The sequence below is a fragment of the Roseibium sp. AWQ4_290 genome (assembly GCF_056160985.1).
Genome location: NZ_JBSWYG010000017.1, coordinates 116,103 through 142,784 on the forward strand (window position 1 = coordinate 116,103; position 26,682 = coordinate 142,784).

At 60.7% G+C, this 26,682-nt stretch carries 23 protein-coding genes and 1 pseudogene; 6 read left to right on the plus strand and 18 right to left on the minus strand.

All coding sequences use genetic code 11. The features are described 5' to 3' along the window. The first annotated feature begins 8 nt into the window (after window positions 1-8). A complete protein-coding gene (locus tag ACXAH0_RS17660; protein WP_475193522.1) occupies window positions 9-1,292 on the plus strand; it encodes an adenylate/guanylate cyclase domain-containing protein in 1,284 nt (427 codons plus the stop codon). 96 nt (window positions 1,293-1,388) lie between these two features. Here the strand turns inward: ACXAH0_RS17660 and hemP are convergent, their stop codons facing one another. From hemP to ACXAH0_RS17705, 9 genes are all read right to left on the minus strand, one after another. Then, complete coding sequence (hemP, locus tag ACXAH0_RS17665; RefSeq protein ID WP_475177567.1) at window positions 1,389-1,604, minus strand: hemin uptake protein HemP; 216 nt, start codon at window positions 1,602-1,604, stop codon at window positions 1,389-1,391. A 634-nt stretch (window positions 1,605-2,238) separates the two neighbouring features. Next, a complete protein-coding gene (locus ACXAH0_RS17670) occupies window positions 2,239-2,703 on the minus strand; it encodes an Rrf2 family transcriptional regulator (RefSeq protein WP_475177570.1) in 465 nt (154 codons plus the stop codon). 83 nt (window positions 2,704-2,786) lie between these two features. Next, window positions 2,787-3,824: a LacI family DNA-binding transcriptional regulator gene (locus tag ACXAH0_RS17675; RefSeq protein WP_475193525.1), complete on the minus strand. Its 1,038-nt coding sequence runs from the start codon at window positions 3,822-3,824 to the stop codon at window positions 2,787-2,789. A gap of 108 nt (window positions 3,825-3,932) precedes the next feature. Beyond that, the gene (locus ACXAH0_RS17680; protein WP_475193528.1) at window positions 3,933-5,111 is read right to left on the minus strand and encodes a BaiN/RdsA family NAD(P)/FAD-dependent oxidoreductase; all 1,179 of its coding nucleotides are present in this window, start codon (window positions 5,109-5,111) and stop codon (window positions 3,933-3,935) included. A gap of 571 nt (window positions 5,112-5,682) precedes the next feature. Further along, window positions 5,683-6,888 carry an ABC transporter substrate-binding protein gene (locus tag ACXAH0_RS17685; RefSeq protein WP_475177582.1) on the minus strand — a complete coding sequence of 402 codons (1,206 nt, stop codon included), beginning with the start codon at window positions 6,886-6,888 and terminating at the stop codon, window positions 5,683-5,685. Window positions 6,889-6,976: 88 nt separating this feature from the next. Further along, complete coding sequence (locus ACXAH0_RS17690) at window positions 6,977-7,942, minus strand: branched-chain amino acid ABC transporter permease (RefSeq protein WP_475193531.1); 966 nt, start codon at window positions 7,940-7,942, stop codon at window positions 6,977-6,979. Between the two features lie 11 nt (window positions 7,943-7,953). Beyond that, the gene (locus ACXAH0_RS17695) at window positions 7,954-8,829 is read right to left on the minus strand and encodes a branched-chain amino acid ABC transporter permease (protein WP_475193535.1); all 876 of its coding nucleotides are present in this window, start codon (window positions 8,827-8,829) and stop codon (window positions 7,954-7,956) included. A 6-nt stretch (window positions 8,830-8,835) separates the two neighbouring features. Continuing rightward, window positions 8,836-9,543 (minus strand): ABC transporter ATP-binding protein, encoded by a 708-nt coding sequence (locus tag ACXAH0_RS17700; RefSeq protein WP_475193537.1) that lies wholly within the window; start codon window positions 9,541-9,543, stop codon window positions 8,836-8,838. Continuing rightward, window positions 9,540-10,310, minus strand: a complete 771-nt coding sequence (locus tag ACXAH0_RS17705; RefSeq protein WP_475177605.1) for an ABC transporter ATP-binding protein — start codon at window positions 10,308-10,310, stop codon at window positions 9,540-9,542. The genes ACXAH0_RS17700 and ACXAH0_RS17705 overlap by 4 nt, the downstream gene beginning before the upstream one ends. Before the next feature lie 492 nt (window positions 10,311-10,802). On the opposite strand from ACXAH0_RS17705, the gene ACXAH0_RS17710 reads away from it, so the two are divergent. Then, the gene (locus tag ACXAH0_RS17710; protein ID WP_475193541.1) at window positions 10,803-12,890 is read left to right on the plus strand and encodes a putative bifunctional diguanylate cyclase/phosphodiesterase; all 2,088 of its coding nucleotides are present in this window, start codon (window positions 10,803-10,805) and stop codon (window positions 12,888-12,890) included. 10 nt (window positions 12,891-12,900) lie between these two features. Here the strand turns inward: ACXAH0_RS17710 and kynU are convergent, their stop codons facing one another. Further along, window positions 12,901-14,121, minus strand: coding sequence for a kynureninase (gene kynU, locus ACXAH0_RS17715; RefSeq protein ID WP_475177613.1), 1,221 nt, complete (start codon window positions 14,119-14,121; stop codon window positions 12,901-12,903). A gap of 281 nt (window positions 14,122-14,402) precedes the next feature. Between kynU and ACXAH0_RS17720 the strand changes: the two genes are divergently transcribed. After that, window positions 14,403-15,797 carry an L-serine ammonia-lyase gene (locus ACXAH0_RS17720; RefSeq protein ID WP_475177618.1) on the plus strand — a complete coding sequence of 465 codons (1,395 nt, stop codon included), beginning with the start codon at window positions 14,403-14,405 and terminating at the stop codon, window positions 15,795-15,797. A gap of 191 nt (window positions 15,798-15,988) precedes the next feature. After that, window positions 15,989-16,405, plus strand: a complete 417-nt coding sequence (locus tag ACXAH0_RS17725) for an MAPEG family protein (protein WP_475193545.1) — start codon at window positions 15,989-15,991, stop codon at window positions 16,403-16,405. A 6-nt stretch (window positions 16,406-16,411) separates the two neighbouring features. On the opposite strand, the gene ACXAH0_RS17730 is transcribed toward ACXAH0_RS17725, so the two are convergent. From ACXAH0_RS17730 to ACXAH0_RS17740, 3 genes are all read right to left on the minus strand, one after another. Continuing rightward, window positions 16,412-17,029 (minus strand): GntR family transcriptional regulator, encoded by a 618-nt coding sequence (locus ACXAH0_RS17730; protein ID WP_475177624.1) that lies wholly within the window; start codon window positions 17,027-17,029, stop codon window positions 16,412-16,414. A 61-nt stretch (window positions 17,030-17,090) separates the two neighbouring features. After that, the gene (locus tag ACXAH0_RS17735) at window positions 17,091-18,179 is read right to left on the minus strand and encodes an anhydro-N-acetylmuramic acid kinase (RefSeq protein ID WP_475193548.1); all 1,089 of its coding nucleotides are present in this window, start codon (window positions 18,177-18,179) and stop codon (window positions 17,091-17,093) included. After that, window positions 18,176-19,528, minus strand: coding sequence for an aspartate aminotransferase family protein (locus ACXAH0_RS17740; protein ID WP_475193552.1), 1,353 nt, complete (start codon window positions 19,526-19,528; stop codon window positions 18,176-18,178). Before ACXAH0_RS17740 ends, ACXAH0_RS17735 begins: the two co-directional genes overlap by 4 nt. 370 nt (window positions 19,529-19,898) lie before the next feature. Between ACXAH0_RS17740 and ACXAH0_RS17745 the strand changes: the two are divergent. Continuing rightward, a pseudogene (locus ACXAH0_RS17745) lies at window positions 19,899-20,489 on the plus strand (caspase family protein); the annotation flags it as partial. A gap of 61 nt (window positions 20,490-20,550) precedes the next feature. Continuing rightward, window positions 20,551-21,453 (plus strand): isopenicillin N synthase family dioxygenase, encoded by a 903-nt coding sequence (locus ACXAH0_RS17750; RefSeq protein WP_475193557.1) that lies wholly within the window; start codon window positions 20,551-20,553, stop codon window positions 21,451-21,453. Between the two features lie 72 nt (window positions 21,454-21,525). On the opposite strand, the gene ACXAH0_RS17755 is transcribed toward ACXAH0_RS17750, so the two are convergent. From ACXAH0_RS17755 to ACXAH0_RS17775, 5 genes are all read right to left on the minus strand, one after another. After that, the gene (locus ACXAH0_RS17755; RefSeq protein WP_475177662.1) at window positions 21,526-22,524 is read right to left on the minus strand and encodes an isopenicillin N synthase family dioxygenase; all 999 of its coding nucleotides are present in this window, start codon (window positions 22,522-22,524) and stop codon (window positions 21,526-21,528) included. A gap of 104 nt (window positions 22,525-22,628) precedes the next feature. After that, on the minus strand, window positions 22,629-24,023 hold the full coding sequence (locus ACXAH0_RS17760) for an amidohydrolase family protein (protein WP_475193561.1): 1,395 nt from the start codon (window positions 24,021-24,023) through the stop codon (window positions 22,629-22,631). Next, window positions 24,020-24,856 carry an ABC transporter permease gene (locus tag ACXAH0_RS17765; RefSeq protein WP_475193565.1) on the minus strand — a complete coding sequence of 279 codons (837 nt, stop codon included), beginning with the start codon at window positions 24,854-24,856 and terminating at the stop codon, window positions 24,020-24,022. The genes ACXAH0_RS17760 and ACXAH0_RS17765 overlap by 4 nt, the downstream gene beginning before the upstream one ends. A gap of 1 nt (window position 24,857) precedes the next feature. Continuing rightward, window positions 24,858-25,637: an ABC transporter ATP-binding protein gene (locus ACXAH0_RS17770; protein WP_475193569.1), complete on the minus strand. Its 780-nt coding sequence runs from the start codon at window positions 25,635-25,637 to the stop codon at window positions 24,858-24,860. Window positions 25,638-25,640: 3 nt separating this feature from the next. Next, window positions 25,641-26,504 (minus strand): ABC transporter substrate-binding protein, encoded by an 864-nt coding sequence (locus ACXAH0_RS17775; RefSeq protein ID WP_475193573.1) that lies wholly within the window; start codon window positions 26,502-26,504, stop codon window positions 25,641-25,643. Window positions 26,505-26,682: the final 178 nt, after the last annotated feature.

Here is a 26,682-nt window from a genome sequence, read left to right on the forward strand (position 1 = left end):
GAGCCTTCATGCCCCCCCCTGTGCTCGATCCCGCGCCACGCAGCTATGCGCCGCATGTCCACCTCCTGAAGCGCTCCGCGCGCGGGCCCTCCTGTGCCCCGGCAACCCAGACCCTTGAGGAGCTTGAGTCCTGGCTGCTGCATGAGGCGACCCGCATCGACAATGTGATGCTGATGTTCGAAGAGTTCATGTGGCGCTGCAAGGCGGCCGGTCTCGGGATCGACCGGTGCACGCTGCATTTCGGCACGCTGCACCCTCGTGTCATCGGTTTTTCCTGGTTCTGGAGCAGCCTTGACCAGTTTTGCGACGAGATTGCTGCGGACAGTGGTGCCATTCAGCAAGCCGCTTTCACCCGCAACCCGCTCTACAAGGTCATCATGGAGGGGGATACCATTCGGGTGGATCTGGAAAGCGAAGAGGGCCGCACCTCTGCGCCGCTGATGGAAGAACTGGCGGAACAGGGCTTTACCGCCTATATCGCCATGCCCCTGAGCGCCACCGGCAAAACCTTCAACGCCATGACGCTGGCCACCTGCAGGCCGGGCGGGCCCTCGGACACCAACAAAAAGGTGATCCGCCAGCTGATTGATCTGCTCGCCCTTCATGTGGAACGGCATATCGTGCAGCGGATCGCCCGCAATGTCGCCGACACCTATCTGGGCCCCATCGCAGGACAGCGGGTGCTGGACGGCGAAATCCGGCGCGGCGACGGCGAGGCCATCGAAGCGGTGGTGTTCATGGCCGATATGCGTGCCTTTACCCAGTTGGCCGACCGGCTGAGCGGGCCGGAGGTGACTGCCATTTTGAACGCCTATTTCGACCGTGTCTCGGAGGCGGTGCTGAGCCATGGCGGTGACATTCTGAAATTCATGGGCGACGGGCTGCTGGCGGTGTTCGACCAGAAGGTTCTTGGCGAAGAGGCAGCCGCAACAGCTGCCTTGAAAGCAGCCAAAGCAGCGCTTGCGGCCATCGACGCCTTGAATGCGGCCCCGCCTGAGGATCTGCCGCCGGCAGACTTCTGGCATCCGCTGAAGATCGGCATCGGCCTGCATCGGGGCGAGGTCTTTTTTGGCAATGTGGGCGGGGAGGAAAGGCTGGACTTCACGGTTATTGGCCGGGCGGTCAATGAAACCAGCCGCGTGGAATCCTTGTGCAAGCCCCTGGGCCGGGAATTGCTCCTGACAGAGCCTGTGCGCGCAGCCCTGGACGACGATCTTAAAACCGGGCTGACCACCATGGGCGATCATGTGTTGCGCGGTGTCGGAACACCTGTGTCTATTTTTGCAGCCTGAACGCGGTCGCCGGGCGCGGCACGCTTCATCTCGCGCTGTTTGAACAGGCGATCCCAGCCCGCGCCGGACGGAGTGTCCGGAGCGGGCTGAGACCCTTTATTTCGTCAGAATCAGCTTGCCCTGCTTGGTGATGGACAAACGATAGGTTTCTTCATTGTGCAGGATCTGAATCTGCCGCAGGCCGCTGAACAGTTCACGCGAATCGAATTCTGTTTTCGGCTGCTGCAGCATCTTGCTGGCCAATGCGTGCCGGGAGCCACTGGAGGTGGTGATGGAGAGGCGGCGCTTCTGGCTGTTCGCTGTAAGTGTCATGCGCGAAATTCGGTCCCTGGCCTTTGCTTTGCCCCCTTTTGATGCTTGATCTCAAGGGGGTCCAGATAAGAACAATTAAAAGGTGAGTATCTAACTCAACTTTATACTTGACACTCATACTCAAGTTTTCCTATCAAGGCAATGCCTGATCGAAACAGAACTGGAAATCGCGTCCTCCGGTTCTGCTCGAGACGGGGTCTTCGGGAAACCGAAGACACAAAATGCCAGGCCAGCCAACCGCCCTCTCCTCTCCCTCAGCGGCTAGCCAGCCCGGCCTTTTCGTCCCCAGCCCATGGGGCCCCGCCCAAGGGGCATTTTTGACGCACCCTTTCTCACCAGACACCTCGCGACCATTGTCCAGATCACAATGGATATTGCGGACATGTTCAGGCAGGTGCCTTGTCCCCGCAGGCATGAGCGGAGACTTGTCTTGTCTGCCGCACTCCTTCAAACCACACGGTAGCCCCGCCTCAAAGACGGCCGCATCCTTTCCTGTCAGAGGCGGGAGGTTTCCTGGAGAGGCGGAAAGTGTGGGTGCCGCTTCTTTCAAGACGGGGACGGCGTTGGTCCCGGCGCGCACAAAAAAAAGCGCCAACCGGATGGTGGCGCTTTTGACTCGTAATCGTCCACAGCGTCAGGCGTTGGCAGCGACCGGGCTGTCGGCGGCGTCGATTTTCAACAGGCCGCGCATGCCGAACCTGTCCTCCGACAGATCCGCAACCGACTTTCCGTCCAGCACTTCCATGAAGGCCTCCAGCGCTTCATGCAGCAAGCCGTTAAAGCCGCAGGACAAGATCAGCGGGCAATCCTTCCGGCCGGAATCAAAACACTCCGCCAATGCGAAGCTTTCTTCCGCAGCACGGACCACTTCCCCCACCGAGATCTGCTCCGCCGGGCGGGCCAGCATCACACCGCCATTGCGGCCCCGGATGGTCCGGATCAGGTTGGCGTCAACCAGAACCTTCATGATCTTGAAAAGGTGGGTTTCAGACATGTCAAAGCTGGCAGCGATTTCCGCAACCTTGCTTGGCTTGTCCGGATTCACGGCGCAATACATCAGCGCACGCACCGCGTAATTGGTCTGTTGTGTCAGGCGCATGCGCTAAGATATGCGGTGCCTTTCCCGAAACGTCAATGCTAAAAATTGAATGCAGGAGTGCAGTTTTAAGAAATTCCACCTGCTCACGATAGGTCAGGCAGGTTATCCCTGAGAAAAATATCAATGCCGATGCGCTCCTGATCCGCGATGATCGGGACCCCGTCGCACAGGGCCTTCAGAACCCGGATCGCGCTGCGGATCTCGTGGCCCGGGTCCTGGGCGATCACCGCGTCCATCACCCCGCTGCGCAGCGCATCGCGGGTATAGGGGGTGAGCTCATGGCCGACAAAAACCGGCCTTGTCCCCGGCGCCACCGCCGACAGGGCGCTCAGCGTGCCCCGGTTGCCCGCCCCCACATTGTAAAGTCCGGCCAGACCGGGATGCTCTGCAAGAAGCTGGGTGACCAGATCGTGATTGCGCCGGTTGTCGTCCCGGCCCTCGCGCACGCTCAAAAGCTCAAGATGCGGAAATTCCGTCGTGATCACATCACAGCAGCCCTGATAGCGCTCGGCATGATCGCGCAGCCCCCTGGACCCGGCAATCAGGCCGATCTGCCCGACCCGTTCGGGCAGGAACCGGCCCATAAGCCGGCCTGCGGTGCGCCCGGCCGACACATTGTCGATGCCGACAAAATGCCGGCGGGCGGAGCCCGGGTGGTCGGAAACAAGCGTGACCACCGGCACGCCCCGGTCCTGCAGCCGGTCAATTGCTGCCCGGACTTCCGCAAAGGCCGGTGCGACCACGGCCACCCCATCGCAAACCGACCTGTCCAGAACCGCCAGCGTTCCGGCAACCCGGTGCCCGTCAAAAGCATCGATCGGCTCCACATGAACCTGCAGCCGGTCGCCCCCCATGGTCTGGGCATGGGAGGCCGCTTCCCGGGTCAGATCCTCCATGAAGGCGTTCGGCCCTTTGGGAATGAGAAAGTGCAACCGGTAGGCCTGTTTCTTGGCCAGACCGGCGGCAAACACATCCGGCGTGTAGTTCAGCGCCTCCACCGCCCGAAGGACCTTCTCGATGGTCACCTTGCGCACACCGGGCCGCCCGTTCAGCACCCGGTCGACCGTTGCCAGGCTGACGCCTGCGGCGGCCGCAACATCGTGAATGGTGACCCGCTTCATCCGCTCCCCACGCCCGGTCCTTGTTTCCCGATGCCAATATATCCTTGAAACAGCTCCGGTCACCCGAAATTGCTGCAGTGCAGGATTCCGGTCTTCAAGCACCTTTCCTCACACGGCCTGCCCGGCCGCGTGGCCCGACGACCAGGCCCATTGAAAATTGAAGCCGCCGAGATGGCCCGTCACATCCACCACTTCGCCGATAAAATAGAGCCCCGGCACCTTGCGGCTCTCCAGCGTCTTGGAGGACAGCTCCTTCGTGTCCACCCCGCCAAGGGTCACTTCTGCCGTGCGGTAGCCTTCCGTACCGACCGGGGTCAGCGGCCAGCGGGTCAGCTGGTCCGCGGTGCGGCGCAGAACCTTGTCGGACAGGTCCGCCAGACGGCCTTTGAGGTGGAACGCCCCGGCCAGTTCATCGGCCAGCCGGTTGGGCAGAAACTGGCCGATCACCGTCTTCAGGTCCTGTTTCGGGGTCGCCTGCCGGGCGGCCTTCAGCCCGTCAAACACATCGGCATCGGGCGCCAGATCCACGCGGATCGGCTGGCCTTCCCGCCAATAGGAGGAAATCTGCAAGATGGACGGTCCGGAGAGCCCCCGGTGGGTGAACAGCAGCCCTTCGCGGAATGAGGTCTTGCCGACCGAAACCCGCGCATCCAGCGCGACCCCGGCCAGACGCCCGCATAAATCCTTGTTGGCGTCCGAAAAGGTCAGCGGAACCAGAGCCGCCCGGGGCGGCACAAGCCCCAGGCCGAACCGGCTGGCGAGCTCATAGCCGAACCCGCTCGCGCCCATTTTGGGGATCGAGGGACCGCCGGTTGCCACCACCAGCGCGCGCGCCCGCAAAGGGCCTTTTGAGGTGGCAACGGAGAAATGGTCATCCGGCTTGTCGACGGCCTTGACCTGTGTCTCCAGCTGCAGGGTCCCCCCGGCCACCTCCAGCTCGTCCAGCAGCATCCGGATGATGTCCTTGGCGCTGTGGTCGCAAAAAAGCTGACCTAGTGTTTTTTCGTGCCAGGCGATGCGGTGCTTTTCAACCAGCGCCAGAAAATCCTGCTGAGTATAGCGCTTCAGGGCCGACACGCAAAAGCGCGGGTTCTGCGACAGGAAATTCGCCGGTGTGCAGTGAAGATTGGTGAAATTGCAGCGTCCACCGCCGGAAATGCGGATCTTCTCCGCCGGGCGCTTGGCATGATCGACAACCAGCACCTTGCGCCCGCGCTTTGCCGCTTCAATCGCACACATCAGCCCGGCAGCCCCGCCGCCCAGCACCAGAACATCCAGATCTCGCATGGCCGGGCTTATAGCGGCTTTGAGCGCAGCGGGTAAGAGACAATTGCAACCAGCACCAAGAGCCCCGTTTGGGCAGCCCGGACAGATGGACCTGTCACCGCCGGTGCAGTTGCCCCATGCCTGTCACAACGCGTTCTGTCCAAACGCGGAGAAAATCAACGCAGGCCTTGTCCCCTCCCTCTCTTGAGGAAGGCCGATAGCCCATCTCACAGCCTTCCTCAGGATGAAGGTCTTTTTCGGCAGCCGTTGGAGAAAAGCCCCTTTCCTCGTGCGGCCGTCCACGGCTTGACCGGGGCTGACCGGCGTGGGATTGCGGCGCCTTTTGCCAACCGGGAGCCTTTCATACATAGCGTCATTCCGGCGGCCACTCTCCTGAGCCTATGATGAGGGGTCGTAGCACACGCCCCAAGAGGGCTTAAAGGAGAGTGGCCGCCGGAATGATGCTATGTATCACTCTTCCCCCTCAAGATGAGGCCGGCATGTCCCGCAAGCTCCGCACAAAAGCGCATCAAAAAACCGGCGGCCCTTGCGGACCGCCGGTCTTTGAACGGGTCTCGCCAAGAGAGGCGTATTACTTCATTTCAGCGATAACTTCATAGCCGTCGGAGCCGACTTCAAACAGGGCATAGGTGCCAGGCACATCGCCATTCGCGTCGAAGTTCAGGTCGCCGGAAGCGCCTTTGTAGTCGATGGCCTTACCGGCTGCGATCAGCTCTTTCGCCTTTTTCCATTCGCCCGGCAGGATGGCTTCGCCTTCGCCGTTGGAGACTTCGCTCACAGCCGCTGCCACTGCATCCTTCTTGCCCCCGGCCTTTTCGATAGCCAGTGCCATGAGGAAAGCGGCGTCATAGGACGTGTTGGCAAAGATCGCATCCGGGTCGCCGCCGGAGGCCTTGAAGGCTTCGTTGAAAATATCCAGCGCGTTGGACTTTTCCCCGACCGGGGACGAGGCCACGAAGGAGGTCAGGTTTTCAGCGCCCAGTTCATCGATTACCGCGTCGGACTTCATGCCGTCACCACCGACGAATTTTTCAAAGAAACCGTTCTCCAGCGCCTGACGCAGAATGGTCAGCCCGGTACCGTCGCCATAGTCGAAGATCACCAGCGTGTCGGCGCCGCCCTTGGCGAGTTCTGCCAGGTTGGAGCGGTAAGACGCCTTGCCTTCCTCGTGGGCCGCAAACTGGGTGATTTCGCCGCCGAGCTCATCGACATATTCCGACTTGAACGCATTGGCGAGGCCGGTGCCATAGTCGTTGTTGAGATAAGCAACAGCAACCTTGCCATAGCCCCGGTCCTTCAGCGTGCGCGCCAGAGCACGGCCCTGGTAATCGTCGGACGGAACAGTCCGGAACACGGTGCCCTTGTCGTCAAGGCCGGTGATTTCCGGGGACGTGCCTGACGGCGTGATCAGGGCAATGCCTGCCGGGATGCTGACCGTGCCGGCCGCGGCCAGAACTGCGCCGGAACAATGGGGGCCAACGATGCCGATGGCACCTTCAATATTGACCGCCTTGGTGGCCGCATCCGTGCCGCCTTGCGGGTTGCAGGCACTGTCGCCGACTGCCCCGACCAGCTTTTCATTGTCGCCGATGCCGCCTTGTTCATTGACCTGGGTCACGGCAAGCTGGGCCGCGTCGATCATGGCCGGAGCCATTGCGGCAATCGGGCCGGAAATGCCGCCCAGAAGACCGATGGTCACATCAGCTTTTGCTGGAACGGATGCCAGGGCCGTTGCGGTCATCAGACCTGCGGCCAGCGCAAGAAACTTGGTTTTCATCAGAACTACCTCCTCATTGGTCCCGTCTTTGCCGGGTTTTTGAAAGAGCTGATCCCGCATTTCAAAAACACGGGGTCACAGGGCGGGCCTAGGACCGGTCCGCCCCGGATTTTGTCACCCGCCCGTCTCCCCGCAGCGGTTCGGGAAGAAGGCCCTCGGGCCGGAACCGCAGCACAAGCTGCAACATCAGGCCGATCAGGAACAAGCGGATATATTTCGCCTGAACCGCATATTCATGCGGAAGCTGGTCGGTTGCAATCTCTGAAACGGACCAGATGATCCAAACCACCGCCGCGCCCACAATGGCGCCCCGGTTGTTGCCCGACCCGCCCAGAATGAGCATGATCCAGATCAGGAAGGTCGCCACCATCGGATCGATGGCTTCCGGCGTGATCGAGCGGTTGAAATGGGCAAACAGCGCCCCGCCAAGGCCCATGAGTGCCGCTCCGAAGATAAAGGCTTCCAGGCGGCGGAATTCCACATCCTTCCCCATGGCCTTGGCCGCGTCCTCATTGTCGCGGATAGCGCGCATCATGCGCCCCCAGGGGGCATTGAACTGGCGCTCGACCAGAAGATAGACCGCAATCAGAACGACCAGAACGATGGCCAGATAGGCGATCTGCGAACCTGTATAGTCCAGATCCCCGGCTGGGCGGGGAATGCTGGAGATCCCGCGCGCGCCATTGGTAAGGTCCGGTTCGGACTTGATCACAAGGCGGATGATTTCGGCGATCCCGATCGTGGCAATGGCGAGATAATCGGAGCGGAAACGCAGGCAGATCTTGCCAATCGGCCAGGCCACCAGCGCAGCCGCCACCATGGCGCCGGCCCAGCCTATCAGGATGGGCAGGTCAAACCCGCCAAGCCTCCCGTCTGCGGGTGCGGTGGTCAGGATCGCGGACGTATACGCGCCAACGGCGAAGAAACCGGCAATTCCCGCGTTGAACAGCCCGGCAAAGCCCCACTGGATGTTTAGCCCCAGGGCCAGCAAAGCGTAGATGCCAATGAAGATCGCCATGAACAGCGCGTAGTTCAAGAGACCCAGAAATTCCATAACCGGCCCTCCTAAAGCACCTTGCCCTTGAGCAGCCCGGTCGGGCGCACAAGCAGCATGAACAGCAAAATCGCAAAGGCCATGGCGGCCTTGTATTCACTCGGGATCACCAGAACCGACAGCTCTTCGGCGATCCCGACAATCAGGCCGCCGAGAACAGCACCTTCCACCCGGCCAACCCCGCCGAGGATCGCTGCGGCAAACATGGGCAGCAGCATGTGCCATCCCATCATAGATTTCAGCTCCGTGTTGATGCCCAGAAAGAAGCCGGAGGCGGCGCAGAGCCCGCCCGCGATGATCCAGGTCAGCATGACAACCTTGCGATTATCGATGCCGGACAGAAGCGCCAGATTTGGGTTGTCGGACATGGCCCGCATCGCCTTGCCCCATTTGGAGCGGGTCAGGAACAGATGCAGCGCCCCGACCAGAATCACCATGGCCAGCACCGTATAAAGCTCCCGGTCCCGGATGCGCAAAAAGCCGAAATAGGTCTCCGGGCGCACAATGCCGCGGGTGTAAGTCTGGGTGTCGACACCCCAAACGACCTGCACCACAGCACGGACCATCAGTGCGATGCCAAGGGACGCCATGACGGTCACGATCTTTGGCCGCTCGCGCAGATGCTCGTAAAAGACCTTGTCGATGCCAACCGAGACACCCGCAGTAACCAGGATCGCAATCGGCAGGGCCACATAGGGCGAGACGCCAAGGCCGGTCACAATCGCAAGCGCGAGGAAGGCGCCGAGAGTCGCGAGATCCCCATGCGCCAGATGCGCATAGCGCAGGATCGCGAAGATCAGGGTGATGCCGACAGCGCCAAGGGCATAGATGGACCCGAGTACGACGCCCGGCACCACATAGAAATTGAGAAGTTCGAAAAGATCCATTCCGTATCACCCACCCAGGAACATTTCGGCGACCTCCCGGTCGGCCAGAAGGTCCGCGCCGGTGCCTTCATGGCGGTTCTTGCCCGCGGCCAGCACATAGCCCCGGTCGGCAAAGGCCAGAGCCTGCTTGGCGTGCTGTTCCACCAGCAAAATGGCAACGCCCGTGTCACGCACATCCCGGCAGATCTGAAAGATCTGTTCCATATATTTCGGGGACAGACCGGCGGTCGGCTCGTCCAGAAGCAGAAGCTTGGGGTCCAGCATCAGGGCCCGGCCCATGGCCACCATCTGACGCTGGCCGCCAGACAGGCTGCCCGCCATGGTCTTCCGCCGTTCCTTCAGATCCGGAAACAGCTCATAGACCCGGTCATAGGCGGCCGACAGATCGCCGGTTTTCAGAAAGCCACCCATCTCAAGATTCTCGTGGATCGACATCTCCCGAAAGATGTTGTCCACCTGGGGCACATAGCAGATGCCCCTTTGCACAATCCTGTTGGGCGCCCAGCCGGTGATATCGTCGCCGTCAAACAGGATCCGGCCACCCCGGATGGTCAACAGGCCAAAGACGGATTTCATGGCCGTTGATTTGCCGGCCCCGTTTGGCCCCACAATCACGACAATCTCGTCCCTGGCCACGGACAGGGAGACCTGCTGCAGGATGTCCGCTTCCCCATAGCCCCCGGTAAGCTGTTCCATCGACAGAAGCGCCGTCATGCGGCATCTCCCGTGGTTTCGCCGAGATAGGCTTCCAGCACTTGGGGATCGGAGCGCACGGTCTCAAAATCGCCTTCGATCAGAACCCTGCCCTCGGCCATGCAGACAACCGGAGCGCAGAGCTTTTCAATCATTTCCATGTCGTGTTCGATCAGGATGAAAGTATAGCCACGCTCCTTGTTCAAAATGGCGATCTTGGCCTCCAGCTTGCGCAGCAAGGTCCGGTTGACCCCGGCAGCCGGCTCGTCCAACAGCACCAGCTTCGCATCAGTCATCATGGTCCGGCCAAGTTCCAGAAGCTTTTTCTGGCCGCCGGAAAGGTTGCCCGCCCGCTCATGGGCCACGTGGGTCAGCTCCAGAAACTCCAGCGTCTCATAGGCCAGGCGCTCCACGTCCGCTTCCGACGTCTTGACCCGTTTCCAGGAGATCCAGTTGGCAAGAAGACTTTCACCCGGCTGCGCCGGGGGTACCATCATCAGGTTTTCAAGGGCGGTTAGCTTGTGAAACTCGTGCGGGATCTGAAACGTGCGCACGAGCCCCTTGTGAAACAGCTGATGGCTGGCCAGCGCCGTTACATCTTCCCCCAGAAAGCGGATCGTGCCGCTGGTCGGTTGCAAGGCGCCTGCAATCAGATTGAAAAGAGTAGTCTTTCCGGCCCCGTTGGGCCCGATCAGGCCAGTGATGCTGTTTTCTTCAACGCGGAAACTGCAGCCGTTCACGGCTCTGAACCCGCTGAAATCCATGACGAGCTCGTCAAGCTCTAGCATTCATGCTCCTAGCCGCCCCCCGGAAGCGGTCTTTCTTCAGTCGTTTGGCCGCGCCCGTTCTTTTGAACATTCTGAAGCAAGCCTCCCAAGCCCGCACATCGCAGCTTTCTCACCTTCTAACTTCATTCGCAGATCAAGCAACCGGTAAAATCCGGCCCAAACCTTAAAAAAGGCAAGATTTTTCAAATTCCGCACGTACTGGAAACAGACTGTTCTCAGCAGGACGGCTCATTTGCTTCTTTGCACTCTCGCGGGATACTGGTATTCGCAGCACGACACAATTCAGATTACTCTAGGTATATTTCACGATAAATTTATGACTTATCCTCAATCAATTCGAATTTATAAAATATAATAAACCCGGTACCATCAATTCTGGTTTAGATTTCAAATTTCAGCTACTAGAGAGCGATGAGCGCTGCGTTGGAAAAAAATTAAAACCAAGAAAACGCGGCCCTTCCTCTGGAGAAAACACTGTTAAAGCGTGCGGAAGTGACTGTCCCAATAGAACCATCGGCCCCGGTTGCGCCGTCTTCCCTGCTTGCGCAGGGCCAGGTGGAAACCGGACTTTTGCTGGACATTTATGACCGGCTTGATTCGGCTGTGTGGATTTTCGATTTCGATCACAAGCGCTATCTGTGGGCCAACAAGAAGGCGCTGGACAGTCTCGACGCCGAGACCCTGGAGGAACTGCAATTAAGGGACCTGTCCGCCGACATGTCCCGCTCCGTCGACCAGCGCCTGCGCCAGTACCAGCAAGATTTCTGCCGGGGGGACACGCGGTTTTCGGAAGTCTGGACGCTCTATCCAAAAGGCAAACCGAGGGTTATGGAAGTGCTGATGAGCGGCATCCGGCTCCGGGATGGCCGAATGGCTCTGCTGTGCGAAGCGCGCGACCACCAGGCCCAGCAGCCGGAAACGATCCGGAGCATCGAAGCGCTGCTGCACACAACGGTCATGATTTCACTGTTTTCCCAGAGCGGAGAGCCGCTCTACCGGAACACGGCAGCCCGTGCGACCAGCCCGTCCCAGGAAACCAGGTTTCACGAGCGCTTCGTGCGCTTGCGGGACATACAGGGCCTGCTGGACAAGGCAGACCGCAACGGCATGGTAAAGCGTGTGGCGCAGGTGAAGACCGCGGCCGGCCCGCGCTGGCATGAACTCACCATCCGGGCCTGCCACGATGCCGTCACCGGGCTTCCAGCCTATCTCGTCAGCGAAATTGACGTGACAGAGCTGCATGAGACTAAGGAACGGGCGCAATATCTGGCCAGCCACGACACACTGACGGGTCTGTCCAACCGCACCTACCTGCAGGACCGTCTGGCCCAGATGCTGGAGAAAGCGGCGCAGAAACAGCAGACGGCAACGCTCTACCTGTTTGATCTTGACGACTTCAAACAGGTCAACGATTCCTTCGGCCATGCGGCAGGTGATGCCCAATTGCAGATCGTCGCGGAAGAACTGAAGCTTCTGGCCGGACCACATGACGAAATTGCCCGCCTGGGAGGCGACGAATTTCTGATCTGCCATCTGGAACGCCCTGACAGGGACAGGCCCGACTGGTTTGGCCAGGCGCTGCTTGAAGCTTTCTCGCGCGCCCATGCGATCGACGGCAAGCACCGGACAATCGGCTTGAGCATCGGCTATGTCCACTATCCGGCCGATGGCCAGGACATCGACCAGCTAATGCGCCATGCGGATCTGGCCCTTTATCAGGCCAAGGCGGCCCCTGGAAACACCTGCAAACGCTATGACGAGAGCATGCGCCTGCTCCGCGACCGGCAGCGCACCTTGAAAAAGGATCTGGAACACGCCCTCCAGAATGAGGAGTTTGTTCTTCACTATCAACCTATTGCCAGCACATACTCCAACCAGGTGGTGGCGGGCGAAGCCCTTTTGCGCTGGCAGCATCCCGAACAGGGCCTCATCGGCCCTGACACATTCATCAAGATTGCCGAGGAAGCCGGGCTGATCAACGCGGTCGGTGCCTGGACCGCCCGGGAAGTCGCCCGCTTTCAGCAGCGGCTGAAAGATCTGTCCACGCCGCTTCCGCTGACCTTGAACGTGTCGCCGCGGCAGCTTTCCGACGGCGCGTTCCTGGATTTAATGCAATCCTTGCCAGAAAACGGCGGCTGCGACCCCACGCAGGTCACGCTGGAAATCACCGAATCCGTCATTCTTGGTGACATCCCGAATGCACGCGAAACGCTGAAGGCCCTGAAGCAAATCGGATACCGCATCGTCATTGATGACTTTGGCACCGGATATTCCAACCTGGCCTATCTCCACAACTACCCGATCGATGGTATCAAGATCGACCGGATGTTCATGGAAGATATCGCCTCTGGCGGGGCGATCGTGAAACTGATCCTGTCCCTGGCAAAGGCCCTCGATGCGAGCGTTGTTGCCGAGGGTGTTGAGACAGAGGCACAGCGGAACTGGCTGGCTGAGAATGGCTGCAGCCACTATCAGGGCTATATTCTGTCCCCACCGGTCACAGAGGACCGGTTCCTGGCCATGCTTGGAGCTTTTCAAAACACCCACGAGGCCGTTGCCCCAAAGACCGGGACATCCTGAGCAGCGACCCTTAGGTGACCTTGGCGCGGGTCATGAATTCAGGTCGGTTCCAGCTTTCGGTCTTCAGGATCTCCGCCAGAATATCAACCGCATCGACAATATTCTGATGGGAGAGATAAAGCGGCGTGAAGCCGAAGCGCATCACGTCCGGTGCCCGGAAATCGCCGATCACACCACGTGCAATGAGCGCCTGCATGGCCGCATAGCCCTGCTCGAAGCGGAACGACACCTGACTGCCCCTGGCGGACGGATCCCGGGGGCTTGCCAGGGTCAGCTGCGGGCATTTGGCCTCCACTTCCGCAATGAACAATTCACTCAAGGAAATGGATTTGGCCCGGATCTGCGCCATGTCTACATCTTCAAACACATCCAAGGCGGCATGAAGGCTGGAGAGGGCCAGAATGGCGGGTGTGCCGACTGTCATGCGGGAGATGCCCGCAACCGGCCGGTAGTCAAGATCAAAGGCAAAAGGCGCCTCATGCCCCATCCAGCCGGTCAGCGGGGATGTTACCTTGTCCAGATGGTCCGGCGCCACATAAAGGAAGGCGGGCGCCCCCGGGCCGCCATTGAGGTATTTATAGCCGCAGCCAATGGCGAAGTCAGCCTTGGCACCGAAAAGGTCCACCTCAATGGCCCCGGCCGAGTGGGCCAGGTCCCAGATCGCCATGGCCCCAACGCCATGCGCCTTGGCCGTCAGCGCCTGCATATCGTGCACCCGGCCGGTCCTGTAGTCGACCTGGGTCAGCATCATGACGGCAACGTCTGCAGTGATTGCCGCCTCGACCTCCTGAGGATCGACAATCTTCAATTCGTGGCCCTGGGCCAGAAGCTCCGTCAAGCCCGAGGCCACATAAAGGTCAGTCGGGAAATTGCCATTATCCGACAGGATCACCTTGCGCTCCGGGCGCAGCGACAAGGCGGCCGAAAGCACCTTGAACACATTGACCGACGTGCTGTCGCAGGCCACCACAGTACCGGACGGAGCACCGATCAACCGGCCGATCCGGTCACCGGTGCGCTGGGGCAAATCGATCCAGCTGTGGGTATTCCAGGCGCGAATCAGACTGTTACCCCATTCTTCGCGCACGGCTTTGGCAACCCGGTCCGGCACATGGGCCGGTAGAACTCCAAGAGAGTTGCCATCCAGATATATGACCCCGTCCGGGATCAGGAAAGCGTCCCGCTTGTGTTTCAACACGTCTTGAAGGTCGGCCGGGTGCGTGGAAGTCATGGAAGGTCCGTGTGGTGTGACAGTGAGTAAGGAGGCCGCACGCTATCAAAGGCACGCAGTGCAAACAACCACGCTTCCTCCCCCTCCGGTTGTCTCTTGCGGCTTCCTCCCCGCCTCCCCACAGGCGGCCCAAAGGAAGCCCCCCAAGGAAGCGCATCTGGGTCTCATGTCGCAATTAGCACAAAAAAGCCCGTTTGATCACGGCCTTGAAGCTTGGCGTCTGGTAGTCTGAGCCCGGACAGGAGTTCGAGGCAGGAAAGTTTCAGGACCGTTCGCACGTCATGTTCATCAGCGTCTTCGACATTTTCAAGGTCGGCATCGGACCGTCCAGCTCACACACGGTCGGCCCTATGGTGGCCGTTCACACCTATCTGGATCGGGCGCGCGGTCTGGCCGGAGCGCAGTTCAAGGCCTCCCGGCTCACGGTAACCCTGCACGGCTCGCTTGCCTTTACCGGCAAGGGGCACGCCACCGACAGCGCTGTCTGCCTAGGGCTTTTGGGGGCAAAACCCGACACGCTCGACCCGGACGCTGCCGGACCGATGCTGGCCGGCCTTCACAAGGTCCGCAAACTCCAGATCCAGGGCCTGCCGGAGCTGGACTTTGATCCGAAGCAGGACATCATTTTCGACTACGGTCCGCCGCTGCCGCTCCATGCCAATGGCATGACCTTTCAGCTTCTGGACGACACGGGTGGTTTGGTGGACACGTTCGTCTATTATTCCATTGGCGGCGGCTTTGTGGTCAGCGAGGCCGAGCTCCGCCGGACCACAAATGAGCCGGTCAATGAACTGGCGGTCCAAAAGGTCCCGTTTCCCTTTGCCTCGGCCAAGGAAATGCTGGAGATGGGCCGCCAGTCCGGCCTCTCCATTGCCGAGATGAAACTGCAGAATGAATGCGAGGGCGGCCCGCGCGAAGTGGTGGAGGAAAAGGTCGACCGGATCTGGTCCGCCATGGATGCCTGCATCAACAGGGGCATCCGCCAGAGCGGGATTTTGCCCGGAGGCCTGAAGGTCAAGCGCCGTGCGGCTGACATCTATCAGAAGCTGATCCAGGAAGGCCGCAGCGCCCCGCCCTTTGAGCACAATGTCATGGACTGGCTCGGGGTCTATGCCATGGCCGTCAACGAGGAAAACGCGGCAGGCGGACGGGTGGTCACCGCCCCGACCAATGGCGCCGCCGGTGTCATTCCCGCCGTCACCCGCTATTATCTCGACCATTGCCCCGGTGCTGATCAGGCCGGTATACGGGTGTTTCTGCTGACAGCCGCGGCTGTCGGCGGCATCATCAAGGCCAATGCCTCGATCTCAGGGGCGGAGGTTGGCTGCCAGGGAGAAGTCGGCTCGGCCTCGGCTATGGCCGCTGCAGGACTGTGTGCGGCGCTCGGCGGCACCAACGAGCAGGTCGAGAACGCGGCTGAAATTGCGCTGGAGCATCACCTCGGCATGACCTGCGATCCGATCGCCGGGCTGGTTCAGGTGCCCTGTATCGAGCGCAATGCCCTTGGGGCCGTCAAGGCGGTGACCGCCGCATCCCTCGCCCTGCGCGGTGATGGCTCCCACTTCGTGCCTTTGGACGGCTGCATCGAAACCATGCGCCAGACCGGCATGGACATGATGGAGCAATATAAAGAGACCTCCCAGGGCGGCCTGGCGGTCAATATTGTCGAATGCTGATGCTGCGAAAGTTAAATCCGGTCACCTGCGATTTGCTCTCAAAATCCCGAGATCAAGTCCCATCCGGACGGCCAGCTCAGGACAGTCTTGCGTTCAAGTCTTGTTTCCGCTTCAACTGATCGTCAGAGCAATTCCGGCGGCAACACCGGTCCCGATTTACTGGAATTGCCAAGGAGCCGCCGGAGGAGCCCTTGCCCGTTTTCATCACACCGTTGACCGCAGGTCTTTTGACCCTTGTTTACCTCTTCCTGAGCACCCGGGTGATCAACATCCGCCACGCCCAGCGCATTGCCCTTGGAGACGGCGGCAACAGAAGGTTGCAACGGCGTATCCGAGCCCATGGCAATTTCGCCGAATATGTGCCGCTGGCCCTGCTTCTTCTGCTGATGCTGGAACTGATGGGCGCTGCGCCCTGGCTCATCGCAGGACTTGGGCTGCTTCTGCTGACCGGCCGCTCCCTGCACGCCTACAGCGTCAGCCAGGATCCGGAACCGCTGCCCTTCAGAGTCGCTGGCATGATCCTGACCTTCACCACGCTGTCTGTGGCGGCACTCGCCAATCTTGTCCTCGCCCTTGACGCCGCCTTCACCAGCGGCGCTCCTGTGTGAGCACAGTCATATCTGCTGCAGGCGGGTCTTGTGGGCATGGGCGATATGAAGCCGCGCGGCGGCTTCCGCCGCATCGCTGTCGCCCCGGGCAATCGCCGTGACAATGGCCGCATGCTCCTCAACCGCGGTTTCCCGGCGCTCGGGCGTGTCCAAAGTCGTTCCGGCCATCAGGATCAGGGACAGGCGCAGATGTTCGATCAGATCCACAAGATAGCGGTTGTGTGAGGCCAGGCACAGCCGCCTGTGGAACTCCCGGTTGGAGCGCACAAGGCTGTCCTTGTCGGCGATGCGCTGCCGGTCCGCGCGCACCAGATCCTGCAGGATCTCGACTTCCGGCTCGGAGGCATGCTTGGCGGCAAGGCCCGCTGCCGTTCCTTCCAGCACCTCGCGCATGAAATAGACTTCGTTGATCTGGCCATGATCCAGGGTCGGCACGACCATGCCACGGTTGGGCTCGTGAATGGCCAGCCCCTGGGCCTCCAGCCGTTTCAGCCCCTCGCGGATCGGCGTGCGCGACACGCCGAACTCCTCCGCCAGCTCAGCTTCCCGCAACCGGTCACCGGGTTTCAAGACCCGCTCTTCGATCAGGCCGATCAGGCGCTTGTAGATTTCAGATCCGTTCATTTCGTCTGGTTACCGGCAAGTTCGCCCCTGCGCAAGGGAGCCAAAGGGGTACCGGTCCATCTCAGCCTTTGCCGGGCCGGTACAAAACCCCGCCGATCACGGGCTGCGCCGCCCCTGTGGTGCCGGGGAAAGTTGCCGGAAGACCGGCCTGATGGCGCGCGCCCAGAAACGCCATCGCCTGCGCTTCCAGCGCATCGCCATCGATCTTATAGTCATCCACTGGCCCCACCTTGCCGGACAATCTGTCCTCCAGCGCCTGCATCAGAACCGGGTTGAGCCGTCCCCCGCCACAAACCAGCCAGAGCTTCGGGCGCGCAGGCAAGAGCTGCTCCGCCCGCGCAATCGCCTCCACCGTAAAGGCCAGCAAGGTGGCCGCACCGTCCTCAAGGCTCAGCCCTTCCGCAAACGCGGCGGAAAAGCTGTAGCGGTCCAGAGATTTCGGGCCGGGGGCGGACAGGAACGGGTGCTTGAGGGCGTCTGTCAGCCGGGCTTCATCCGCCTGCCCTTTCAGCGCGATCCGCCCGCCGTCGTCAAAGTTTCCCGCCCCATGTGCCCGGATCCAATCGTCCAACAGCGCATTTCCCGGGCCGATATCAAAGGCCAGAAGCGTGTCACCGCAGAGAAAGGTCAGGTTGGACACCCCGCCAATATTCAGGAAACAAAGTGGCTGGTGCCCCTCCTGCAGCACACTGCGGGCAAGGGCCTGGTGGTAGACGGGAACCAGCGGAGCCCCCTCACCGCCAGCCGCCATGTCGGCGTGCCGGACATTTCCAATGACCGGCACGCCCAGCGCATTGGCCAGTGCCTGCGGATCGCCCAGCTGGACGGTCTCCCCAGCGCCCGGGTCATGCCAGACCGTCTGGCCGTGAAAGACGATCAGATCCGGCGTCAACTTATGCTTTGACAGAAAATTCTGCAGGGCTGCTGTGTGATCCTCTGTCACCCTGACGCCAAGGGCCGGCCAAGCCTCCCGGCCTTCGCCCATGCGCCGGGCCGCCGCAAGCACCTGCTGCCGCGTGTCATCCCGGTAGCTTGCCGTTTCCGCCGGTCCGAAACGGCTCACGGTCCGGCCATCAGTGCCGATTTCCGCCAGATCAATGCCATCAGCGGAGGTTCCGCTGATGGTGCCGATGACAGACCAGTCCGTCATAGGCTGGCGGCCACCTTGTCCAGACTGTCCTGGGCAATGTCGAACACCTCATGCACCTGGGCTTCGGTGATGATAAGTGGCGGACAGAAAGCCATCGCGTCCAGCATGGCCCGCGAGATCAGGCCGTTTTCCTGGAACAGCCCATTTGCCTTCGCACCGAGGGACCCGGGCGTGTCCGCGTGGGAGGGATGGGAGAGCTCGGCCGCCCCGATCAGGCCGATGCCCCGGGTTTCCACCACCAGAGGGTTCTCGGCCAGCCCTGCCAGTCGGCTCTGGAACACGGGTGCAACCTCGCGCACATGGGCCACCAGCTCCCGTTCCTCAATGATCTTCAGATTTTCCAGCGCGACGGCAGCGGCCACCGGATGGCCGCTGCCGGTATAGCCATGGCCCAGAACACCAATGCGGTGGGATTCATCGGCAATCGGCTGATAGACCTTGTCATTGATCATCAGCGCGGAAATCGGCTGATAGGACGAGGACAGGGCCTTGGACAGGGTCATCATGTCCGGCTGCAGATTGTAAGTCTCAGTCCCGAACATGTTGCCGGTGCGCCCGAAGCCGCAGATTACCTCGTCGGCGACAAACAGGATGTCGTATTTTTTCAGGACCGGCTGAACCGCTTCCCAATAGCCCTCCGGCGGCACCACCACCCCGCCTGCGCCCATGACCGGTTCGGCAAAAAAAGCGGCGATGGTCTCCGGCCCTTCGGCCAGGATCATATCCTCCAGATCCTGTGCGCAGCGTTTTGCAAAATCCGCCTCGCTTTCGCCCTCCGTCTTCATGGTGCGGTAATGCGGGCTGGTCGTGTGCAGGATCTGCGGCAGCGGCAGATCGAAGGACTTGTGGTTGTTGGGCAGGCCTGTGAGGCTGGCAGAGGCCAGTGTCACCCCGTGATACCCGCGCATGCGCGAGATGATCTTTTTGCGCTGTGGCTGGCCCAAAGCGTTGGAGCGGTACCAGATCAGCTTGATCGCCGTGTCATTGGCCTCTGATCCGGAATTGGTGAAATAGACCTTGGACATGGGCACCGGCGCCATGCCGATCAGCTTTTCGGCCAGCTCGATGGACGGGCCGTGGCTTCTGTAGGTGAAGGTGTGATAGTAGGGCAGCTTTTCCATCTGGCGGGTTGCGGCCTCGACAAGGCGCTTTTCACCAAAGCCGACCGCGACGCTCCACAGGCCGGCCATGCCCTCGATATAGCGCTTGCCGCTGAGATCCTCGACATAGATGCCCTCGCCCTTCTCAATGATCAGGGCGCCGTTTTCTTCCTGACGGCGGGCATCGGAATAAGAATGAAGCTGAAAAGCGATATCGCGGGCTTCGAGTGAATTCGGCAATTGCGCCATGAAACGCCTCTTGGAAACTGTGCAGACCGGAAGGACCAAACCACAAGCTGCCCCGCTGTTTCGGCCGGGGACGGACGGGTCTGGCAATGGATCTACAAGACAGAGCTGTTCCGCTGCTTTAAAACTGTTCTGGACCACAGCCCGGACGTACCGGCGTGGCCTTTCCAGCAGCTGACAGCTCAGCCTTGAGCCTTCCCACCCTAGAACCGCTCCGGCGCCAATACAATGAGGATTTTCCGGTGCTTGGACAACTCATGGCAGCGCACGCATCAATTTCTTGCCGACGTAGCGGAAATCAGGTCCAATGCCACCATACTTACGACCCTTTTCTGAACTTCAACTTGCTTTTCTTCAAAAATGGGCAGCCCGGATGAAAATTGGTCTCAAATCGTTTTTCTTCGCCAGTGTTTTTGCTCTGACCAGCGGTCTGGCAGGGTTTCCGGCGGCCATCGCGCAAGCGGCCACCGGCAAGATCACCGTTGTGGTCGGCAACAACAATTATTCCTCGTCCCCTCTGGCGAACGCCTCCAACGACGCAACACTTGTCGCGGAGGTCCTGGTCCAGGCTGATTTTGAGGTGAACCTCTTCTTCGATCTGTCCAAGGATGAATTCAGCGAACTCATCAGGAGAATGGACGAGACCTTCGACGGCGCGGAAGTCGCCGTTTTCTATTTTGCCGGTCACGGGTTTCAGGTTCAGGGCCAGAACCAGCTTCTGGCCGTGGATGTGGACACAAGCTCGGCAGAGTCCGTCAATGCCAAGGCCGTCCAGCTGCGCAATGTGATCGACGCGGCCTCCACCGGTCCGGGGGGCGGCCTGCGGCTGATCATCATTGATGCGTGCCGGGACGATCCCTTTTCCGACCTTGACCCGAAATTCCAGGCCGGGTTGTCCTATTCGGAAGCTGGCGGCGAGGAAACCTTGCTGGCCTTTTCCACCAGCGCCGGCAAGCTGGCCCTGGATGGTCCGGCCGGCACTAACGGGCCTTCCGCTCATCGATCTGTCCGGTTTTGGCACCGGCATGGCGGACCGGGATCAAGAGATTGCAGCGCAGATCCGCGCCGCCTGTCTCGACAAGGGGTTCTTCTATGTCACTGGACACGGGATCGCGGAGACGGCTATCGAAGACCTCCATCAGGCGGCAGCTGCGTTTTTTGCGCTTCCGCAAGATGAGAAGAACCGGGTCAGCAAAAGCCTTTCCCCGTGCAACCGGGGCTATGAGCCCCTGGCCGCCCAGACGCTTGAGCCCGGCGCGCCGCCGGATCAGAAGGAAGGCTATTATATCGGCGTCGACATCCCGCAGACCGATCCAAGGGTAACGGCCGGAAAGTTCAATCACGGCCCCAATCAGTGGCCGGAAGCTCCGGCCGCATTCCGGCCTGCTGTGGAGGCTTATTTCGGGCAGATGGAAGCACTCAGCACCCGGCTGATGCGCGCCCTCGCCCTGTCGCTGTATCTGAAAGACAACTATTTTTGCGGGTTTACCACCAACCCCATGTGCACCTTGCGGCTTTTGCACTATCCGCCGCAGCGGCCCCAGGCCGCGCCGGACGAAAAGGGGTGCGGCGCCCACACGGATTTCGGCGGCCTGACCCTTTTGTGGCAAGATAGTATTGGCGGCCTTGAAGTCTTTGATCAGGCGTTAGGCACCTTTGTGCCTGCCCCGCCGGTCAAGGGCGCTTATGTGGTCAATCTGGGGGACATGATCCAGCGCTGGACCAATGGGGTCTACCGCTCCACCCTGCACAGGGTGATCAACCGCTCCGGACGCGAGCGCTATTCGATCCCGTTTTTCTATACCGGAAATCCGGATCACGAAGTGCGCTGTATCGAGGCCTGCCTGACCCCGGGAGAGACACCGGCCCACCCGCCGGTGACCGTTTCACAGCATCTTCAGGAGATGTACCGGCGCACCTACAGCTAATACATAGCGCAGGACACACCCGGCGTCCGGCACGCTTTGCCGGAAACCGGATGCGATCTTTTGAAGACCAGCTTATTTCTTGCCGAAATTCGCGCCAAGGCGCATCTGGATATAGTCGTGGCCGGTCATCGGCTCGTATTTTTTCTCCGGCCCTTCCAGAACCGTGTCCATGTTCGCCTGGGCAAAATAGGCGATGGAATAGCGGGGTCCCAGATATTCGTCTGGCTTGGGCATGCGCACCCGGTGCAGATTGGACAGGAGCTTGTCATCGGACCAGCGCATCAGCATATCGCCGATATTGCAGGTCACGACGCCGCCTAGGGGCGGCACATCGGTCCAGGCTGTTGCCCGGCCCTTTTCATCCTTGCCCGGGCAGAGCTGCAAGCCGCCCTGGCCTTCCTTTTGATGCAGCAGGGTCAGGCAGTCGAAATCCGTGTGAGCCCCGGCCCGCCAGTATTTGAAATCCTCGGGCTTGGCATCTTCCATTCCCAGATAATGCAGCAGACGCAGGGTGGACTGATATTCCGGTTTTTCCGGGTCATGGCCATTGGTGAACGTGTCCGGCGCAAAGGACAGCTTTTTGGCAAAGCACGACAGCACCTTCATGGCCAGCGCCCAATTGTGCCGCTCAAAGGCCAGCATGGTCAGCTTGAAACCCTCCAGTTCCTCCCCGGTGGGCCACAACTCTTTCATGCGCGGCAGGGTGATCTGATAGCTTTCCTTCCGGTCCGCCGTGCCGGTGGACGGGCGGATCTGCGCCATATATTCCCAGCCCGCATTTGTGCCCGGTTTGAGCGGATACTGGGCCTTGGTCTCTTCGGGCAGATCAAAAAATGCCGCCGACAGGTCAAACGCCTCATCAATCAGCGACTGGGGAATGCCGTGATTGACCAGCTGGAAGAAGCCTATCCCGGTGGCAGCCTCCCAAAGCTCTTCCGTGATCGCATCCTTGCGGCTGAAAAAATCTGACATGTCGATCTGCGGAACATCCCGCTCGACCTCCTGGCCATAGCCGCCAATGCCTTTTTCCTTCTCCAGCTCGGCCAGATCATAAGATGTCTCAGTGCTCACAGGTCTCTCCATTTCCTCAGGGTTGAGGAGCAATGACCCACGCATTCTGCGGAAAACTCACAGAACGGCGCTGACAGCTTCTACTCCGGTTCAGGCAGTGCGCATTATACTGGCGCGCACTGCAAAAGGGCATCCTTACGATGTGTTCTTAAACGTCGGGCGGCCTCGCGGGCCTCCGCCTCCAGCTCCTTCAGATCAAGATTGGGGAGCCTGCCGCCTGTCACAAGCGGCCTGCCGCCAACAAAACTGTCGCGCACCACAGCAGCCCCGGTCAGGACCGGAGCCAAAGCAGGGTCCTGAAGCCCCATATTGCGCGGGTACGACAGATCAAAGACCGCAATATCGGCTGCCATACCCGGAGCCAGCCGGCCGGACCGGTCAAATCCGAGGCACCTGGCACCGCCTTCACTTGCCCAATGGAGCACGGTTTCCGGCCGCACCGCTCGAACGCCCTTGACGGCCCGGTGGAGGCAAAAGGCCGAATACATGGCTGCCCCCATATCGGCGGCCTCATTGGCGGCAGCCCCATCCACCCCGAGCGAGATCGTGCCGCCTGCTGACTGCAGCTTGTCGGCCGGGGCAAGGCCTGATCCAAGCCGTGCATTGGCCTGGGGGCAATGGGCCATGGCCGTGCCCGTCTCCGCCAGAAGCGCAATTTCAGCGTCAGCAAGGTCGACCAGATGGGCATACCAGACATCCGGTCCCGTCCAGCCCTGTTTGGCCAGCCAGGGCACAGGCCGCTCCCCGTGGGTGCGCAGGGTGTAGGTCGCATAGCCATCGTTTTCCGACAGATGGGAATGGAGCCTTATGCCCAGCTCCCGCGCCGTCTCAGCCAGCACCGGAAGATCCGCCGCCTCGAAGTTGAAGGTCGGGGTTGTCGGTGCCATCACCACCCGGCGCATGGCGTCAGGTGACGGATCATGCCAGCGTCGCACGGCGGCGCTAACCCCGTCCAGAAACTCTTCAAGCGTCTCGTGGAACGGGTCCGGCAGGGCCGGATCGTCAAAAGACGCTCTGGCCTTGGCATTGCCGCCCCGGGCCAGCACAAAGCGCACGCCGAAGTCTGCCGCCGTCTCGAACAGGACCGCCGCGGGATCATAGTCATAATGGCTGGAAAACACATAGTGATGGTCACAGACCGTGGTCGCCCCGGACAGGACCAGTTCCGCCAGGCCGATGCGGGCAGAGGTTCTCAGGATCTGGTCATCAATGAAAGGCCAATAGGCATAAGGCACTTTCTGGAGCCAGACATCCAGGGCCTCGTTCAGGCCGTCCGGCACCGCTTTCAAGACTGACTGAAACAGATGATGGTGCGTGTTCACGAGACCGGGGGTGACGGCACAGCCGCGCGCGTCAATCACCTGTTCTCCCGGCTCCGGCGCCAAGGCCCCCATCTCGGCAATCACACCGCCGCGCACACGCAAGGCGCCGGAAAATCGGCCGCCTGCGGCATCTCCCGTAAGACCATGCTCGATATTGGCAATCAGGAATCCGGTCACCGTCCCTCCTTTGGCAGTGACCAGGGAAAGACCCGTTTCTGAACCTGGCTGACAATCTGAAACAGGGTCAGGGACATGAGGATCAACAGCACCAGCCCGGCCCAGGCCTGGGGCAGCTTGAACATGGAGGTGGAGAACTGGATGAAGTAGCCGAGGCCCTTTTCAGCAGCCACAAACTCCGAGACCACGGCCCCGATCACCGCCAGGGTGATGGAAATCTTCAGGCCGGAAAAGATATAGGGCGTCGCATAGGGCAGCCGGATCTGGCTGATTTCCCGGGTGACCGGCGCCCGCAGCGAGCGGGACAGTTCGATCAGTTCCGGCGGGGTCGCCATCAGCCCGGTTGTCATGGAAACGACCAGGGGAAAAAAGGAAATCATGAAGGTAATCACCACCCGCGGGGCATCATCCGTGCCCAGGACCACGATGATGATCGGCGCGACCGCCACCACGGGCACTGACTGGATGACCACAAGCAGAGGATAAAAAGCCCGGCTGAGCAGTTTCGATTTGGCGAGCCCGATGGCAATGGGCAGAGAAATCAGGATCGACACCCCGTAGCCCAGAAGCGCCACCCGCAAGGTGGCCCAGATATGCTCCAGCCAGCGGCCGGCGCTGATCCGGCCATAGCCTTCCAGAATGCGGCTGGGCGCCGGCAGAACATAGGCGGGCACACCAAAGAGCCTTGTGCCGAATTCCCAGACCAGCAGGAGGGTGACAAAGGTCATCAGCGGCAAGACAACCGGCATGCGCGCCAGACGCTCGGAGAGTGGCAAGGTCAGACGGTCTTGGCTGTCTTTCCCCGGTGTGCCTATATCTGTGTGGGCGCTCATGTCAGGCGGCGACTTTCTTGATCAGGAGCCCGCGCAAATGGGCGATATAGTCCTGCATCTCCGGGGTTCTCAAGGCGTCCTCGTCCCGGGGCCGCCCCAGCGGGACCGGCAGGTCTTCCAGCACATGGCCCGGCCGCTCGCTCATGACGACCACCCGGTCGGCCAGGAGCACGGCTTCGGGAATGGAATGCGTGATGAACAGCACCGTCTTGGGGCTGTCCTGCCACAGGCGCAAGAGTTCAAGGCCCATGGCGTCACGGGTCAGGGCGTCGAGCGCGGAAAACGGTTCATCCATAAGCAAGATATCCGGGTTCAGAAACAAAGCCCGGGCGATCCCGACCCGCTGCTGCATGCCGCCGGAGAGTTCTGCAGGCAGCCGTTTCTCAAAACCTGCCAGCCCAACCTTGGCAATCACGTCTCTTGCATGGTCCCGGTCGGCGGCGCTCACCCGGCCCCGGGCGTGTTTGGCCGGAAACACCACATTGTCTTCCACATTGGCCCAGGGCAGCAAGGTGGCTTGCTGAAACACGATGCCGACATCATCCCTTGGTTCGCTGACCTTGAGCCCGAAGACCGAGACCTCGCCCCGGCTCGGGCTCATCAACCCTGCCGTCAGGCGCAGCAGCGTGGACTTGCCGCAGCCAGACGGACCTAGCACAGCCACAAATTCGTGCCGGGCGATGGTGAGATTGACATTTTGAAGCGCCGTCAGCGCCCCGGTATCGGTCAGAAAGGTCTGGCCGACACCGGAAAACGTGATGGCGTTTTGGACACGCGCCACGACTTACTCCGCCGGCAGGAACGAGCGGTCAACCGCCGTTTCCGGGTCCAGGGATGCCGGATCAAAGCCTTGTGCGGCGGCCACCCGGGTCCAGGTTGCCGCAAGACGTCCCGGCTCCAGCGTGCCGAGCCCGTCCTTGTCAGTCACCTTGTTGAAGATCAGCTTGGAGGCATCCAGCCAGGAGCCGGTCACTTCCTCGGCCGCCAGTTCCGGCACCATCGCCGCCACAGCTTCCCCGGCCTTGCCAGGATTTTCTTGCGCAAATTCAATCGACTTCTTGAAGGCGGCCACGAAACGTCTGGCCACGTCCGGACGGTCCTTCAGGAACGTGTCATTGGCCACCAGAGAGGCCGAATACATAACAAGACCCGCATCTGCCCAGGGCAGGATCACGATTTCCTTGCCCGCATCCTTGGCCTGATTGGTGTAGCGGGTGACATCGGTCAGCCAGGCAATGATAGCATCCTGCTGGCCGGTCATGAGCAGCGGCCCAAGAGCGCCCGGATCGGCCTTAGTGAGCGTGATGTCCGCTTCGCTCATGCCATTATCGGCCAGTACCAGCGGCAGATAGACGTTGGAGGCGGTGAAAGGAGATGTCGCAATCTTCTTGCCTTTCACATCCGTCAGCTTGGTGATCCCCGTATCCTTGGTGGTGTAAAAAGCGTGGGGGCCTGTGTTGAAGATCGACATGACCGCCGTCACCGGCACGTTTTCGGTATCTTTGGCCGCCAGAAGCGCCCCAAGTCCGGCCGAACCGATATCTGACGATCCGGTCGCGATCTTGGTGATGGCTTCCGAGGAGCCCCGGCCCGGCTCAATCGAGATCTCCAGACCGGCCTCCTTGCAGAAGCCTTCCTGGATGCACACGTAAATCGGCGCCTTGTCGCCCCTGGCAGCCAGTCCAGCTGGAAGGTGACCTTGTCGAGCGCCAGTGCCGGTGCGGTGAAGGTGAGCGACAACAGGGCCGCAGCAAAAACACTCTTTGACTTCAGCAGCATATACGTACCTGACCTTTCCTGTTCCTGGCCGGTCTTCCGGGCAAATG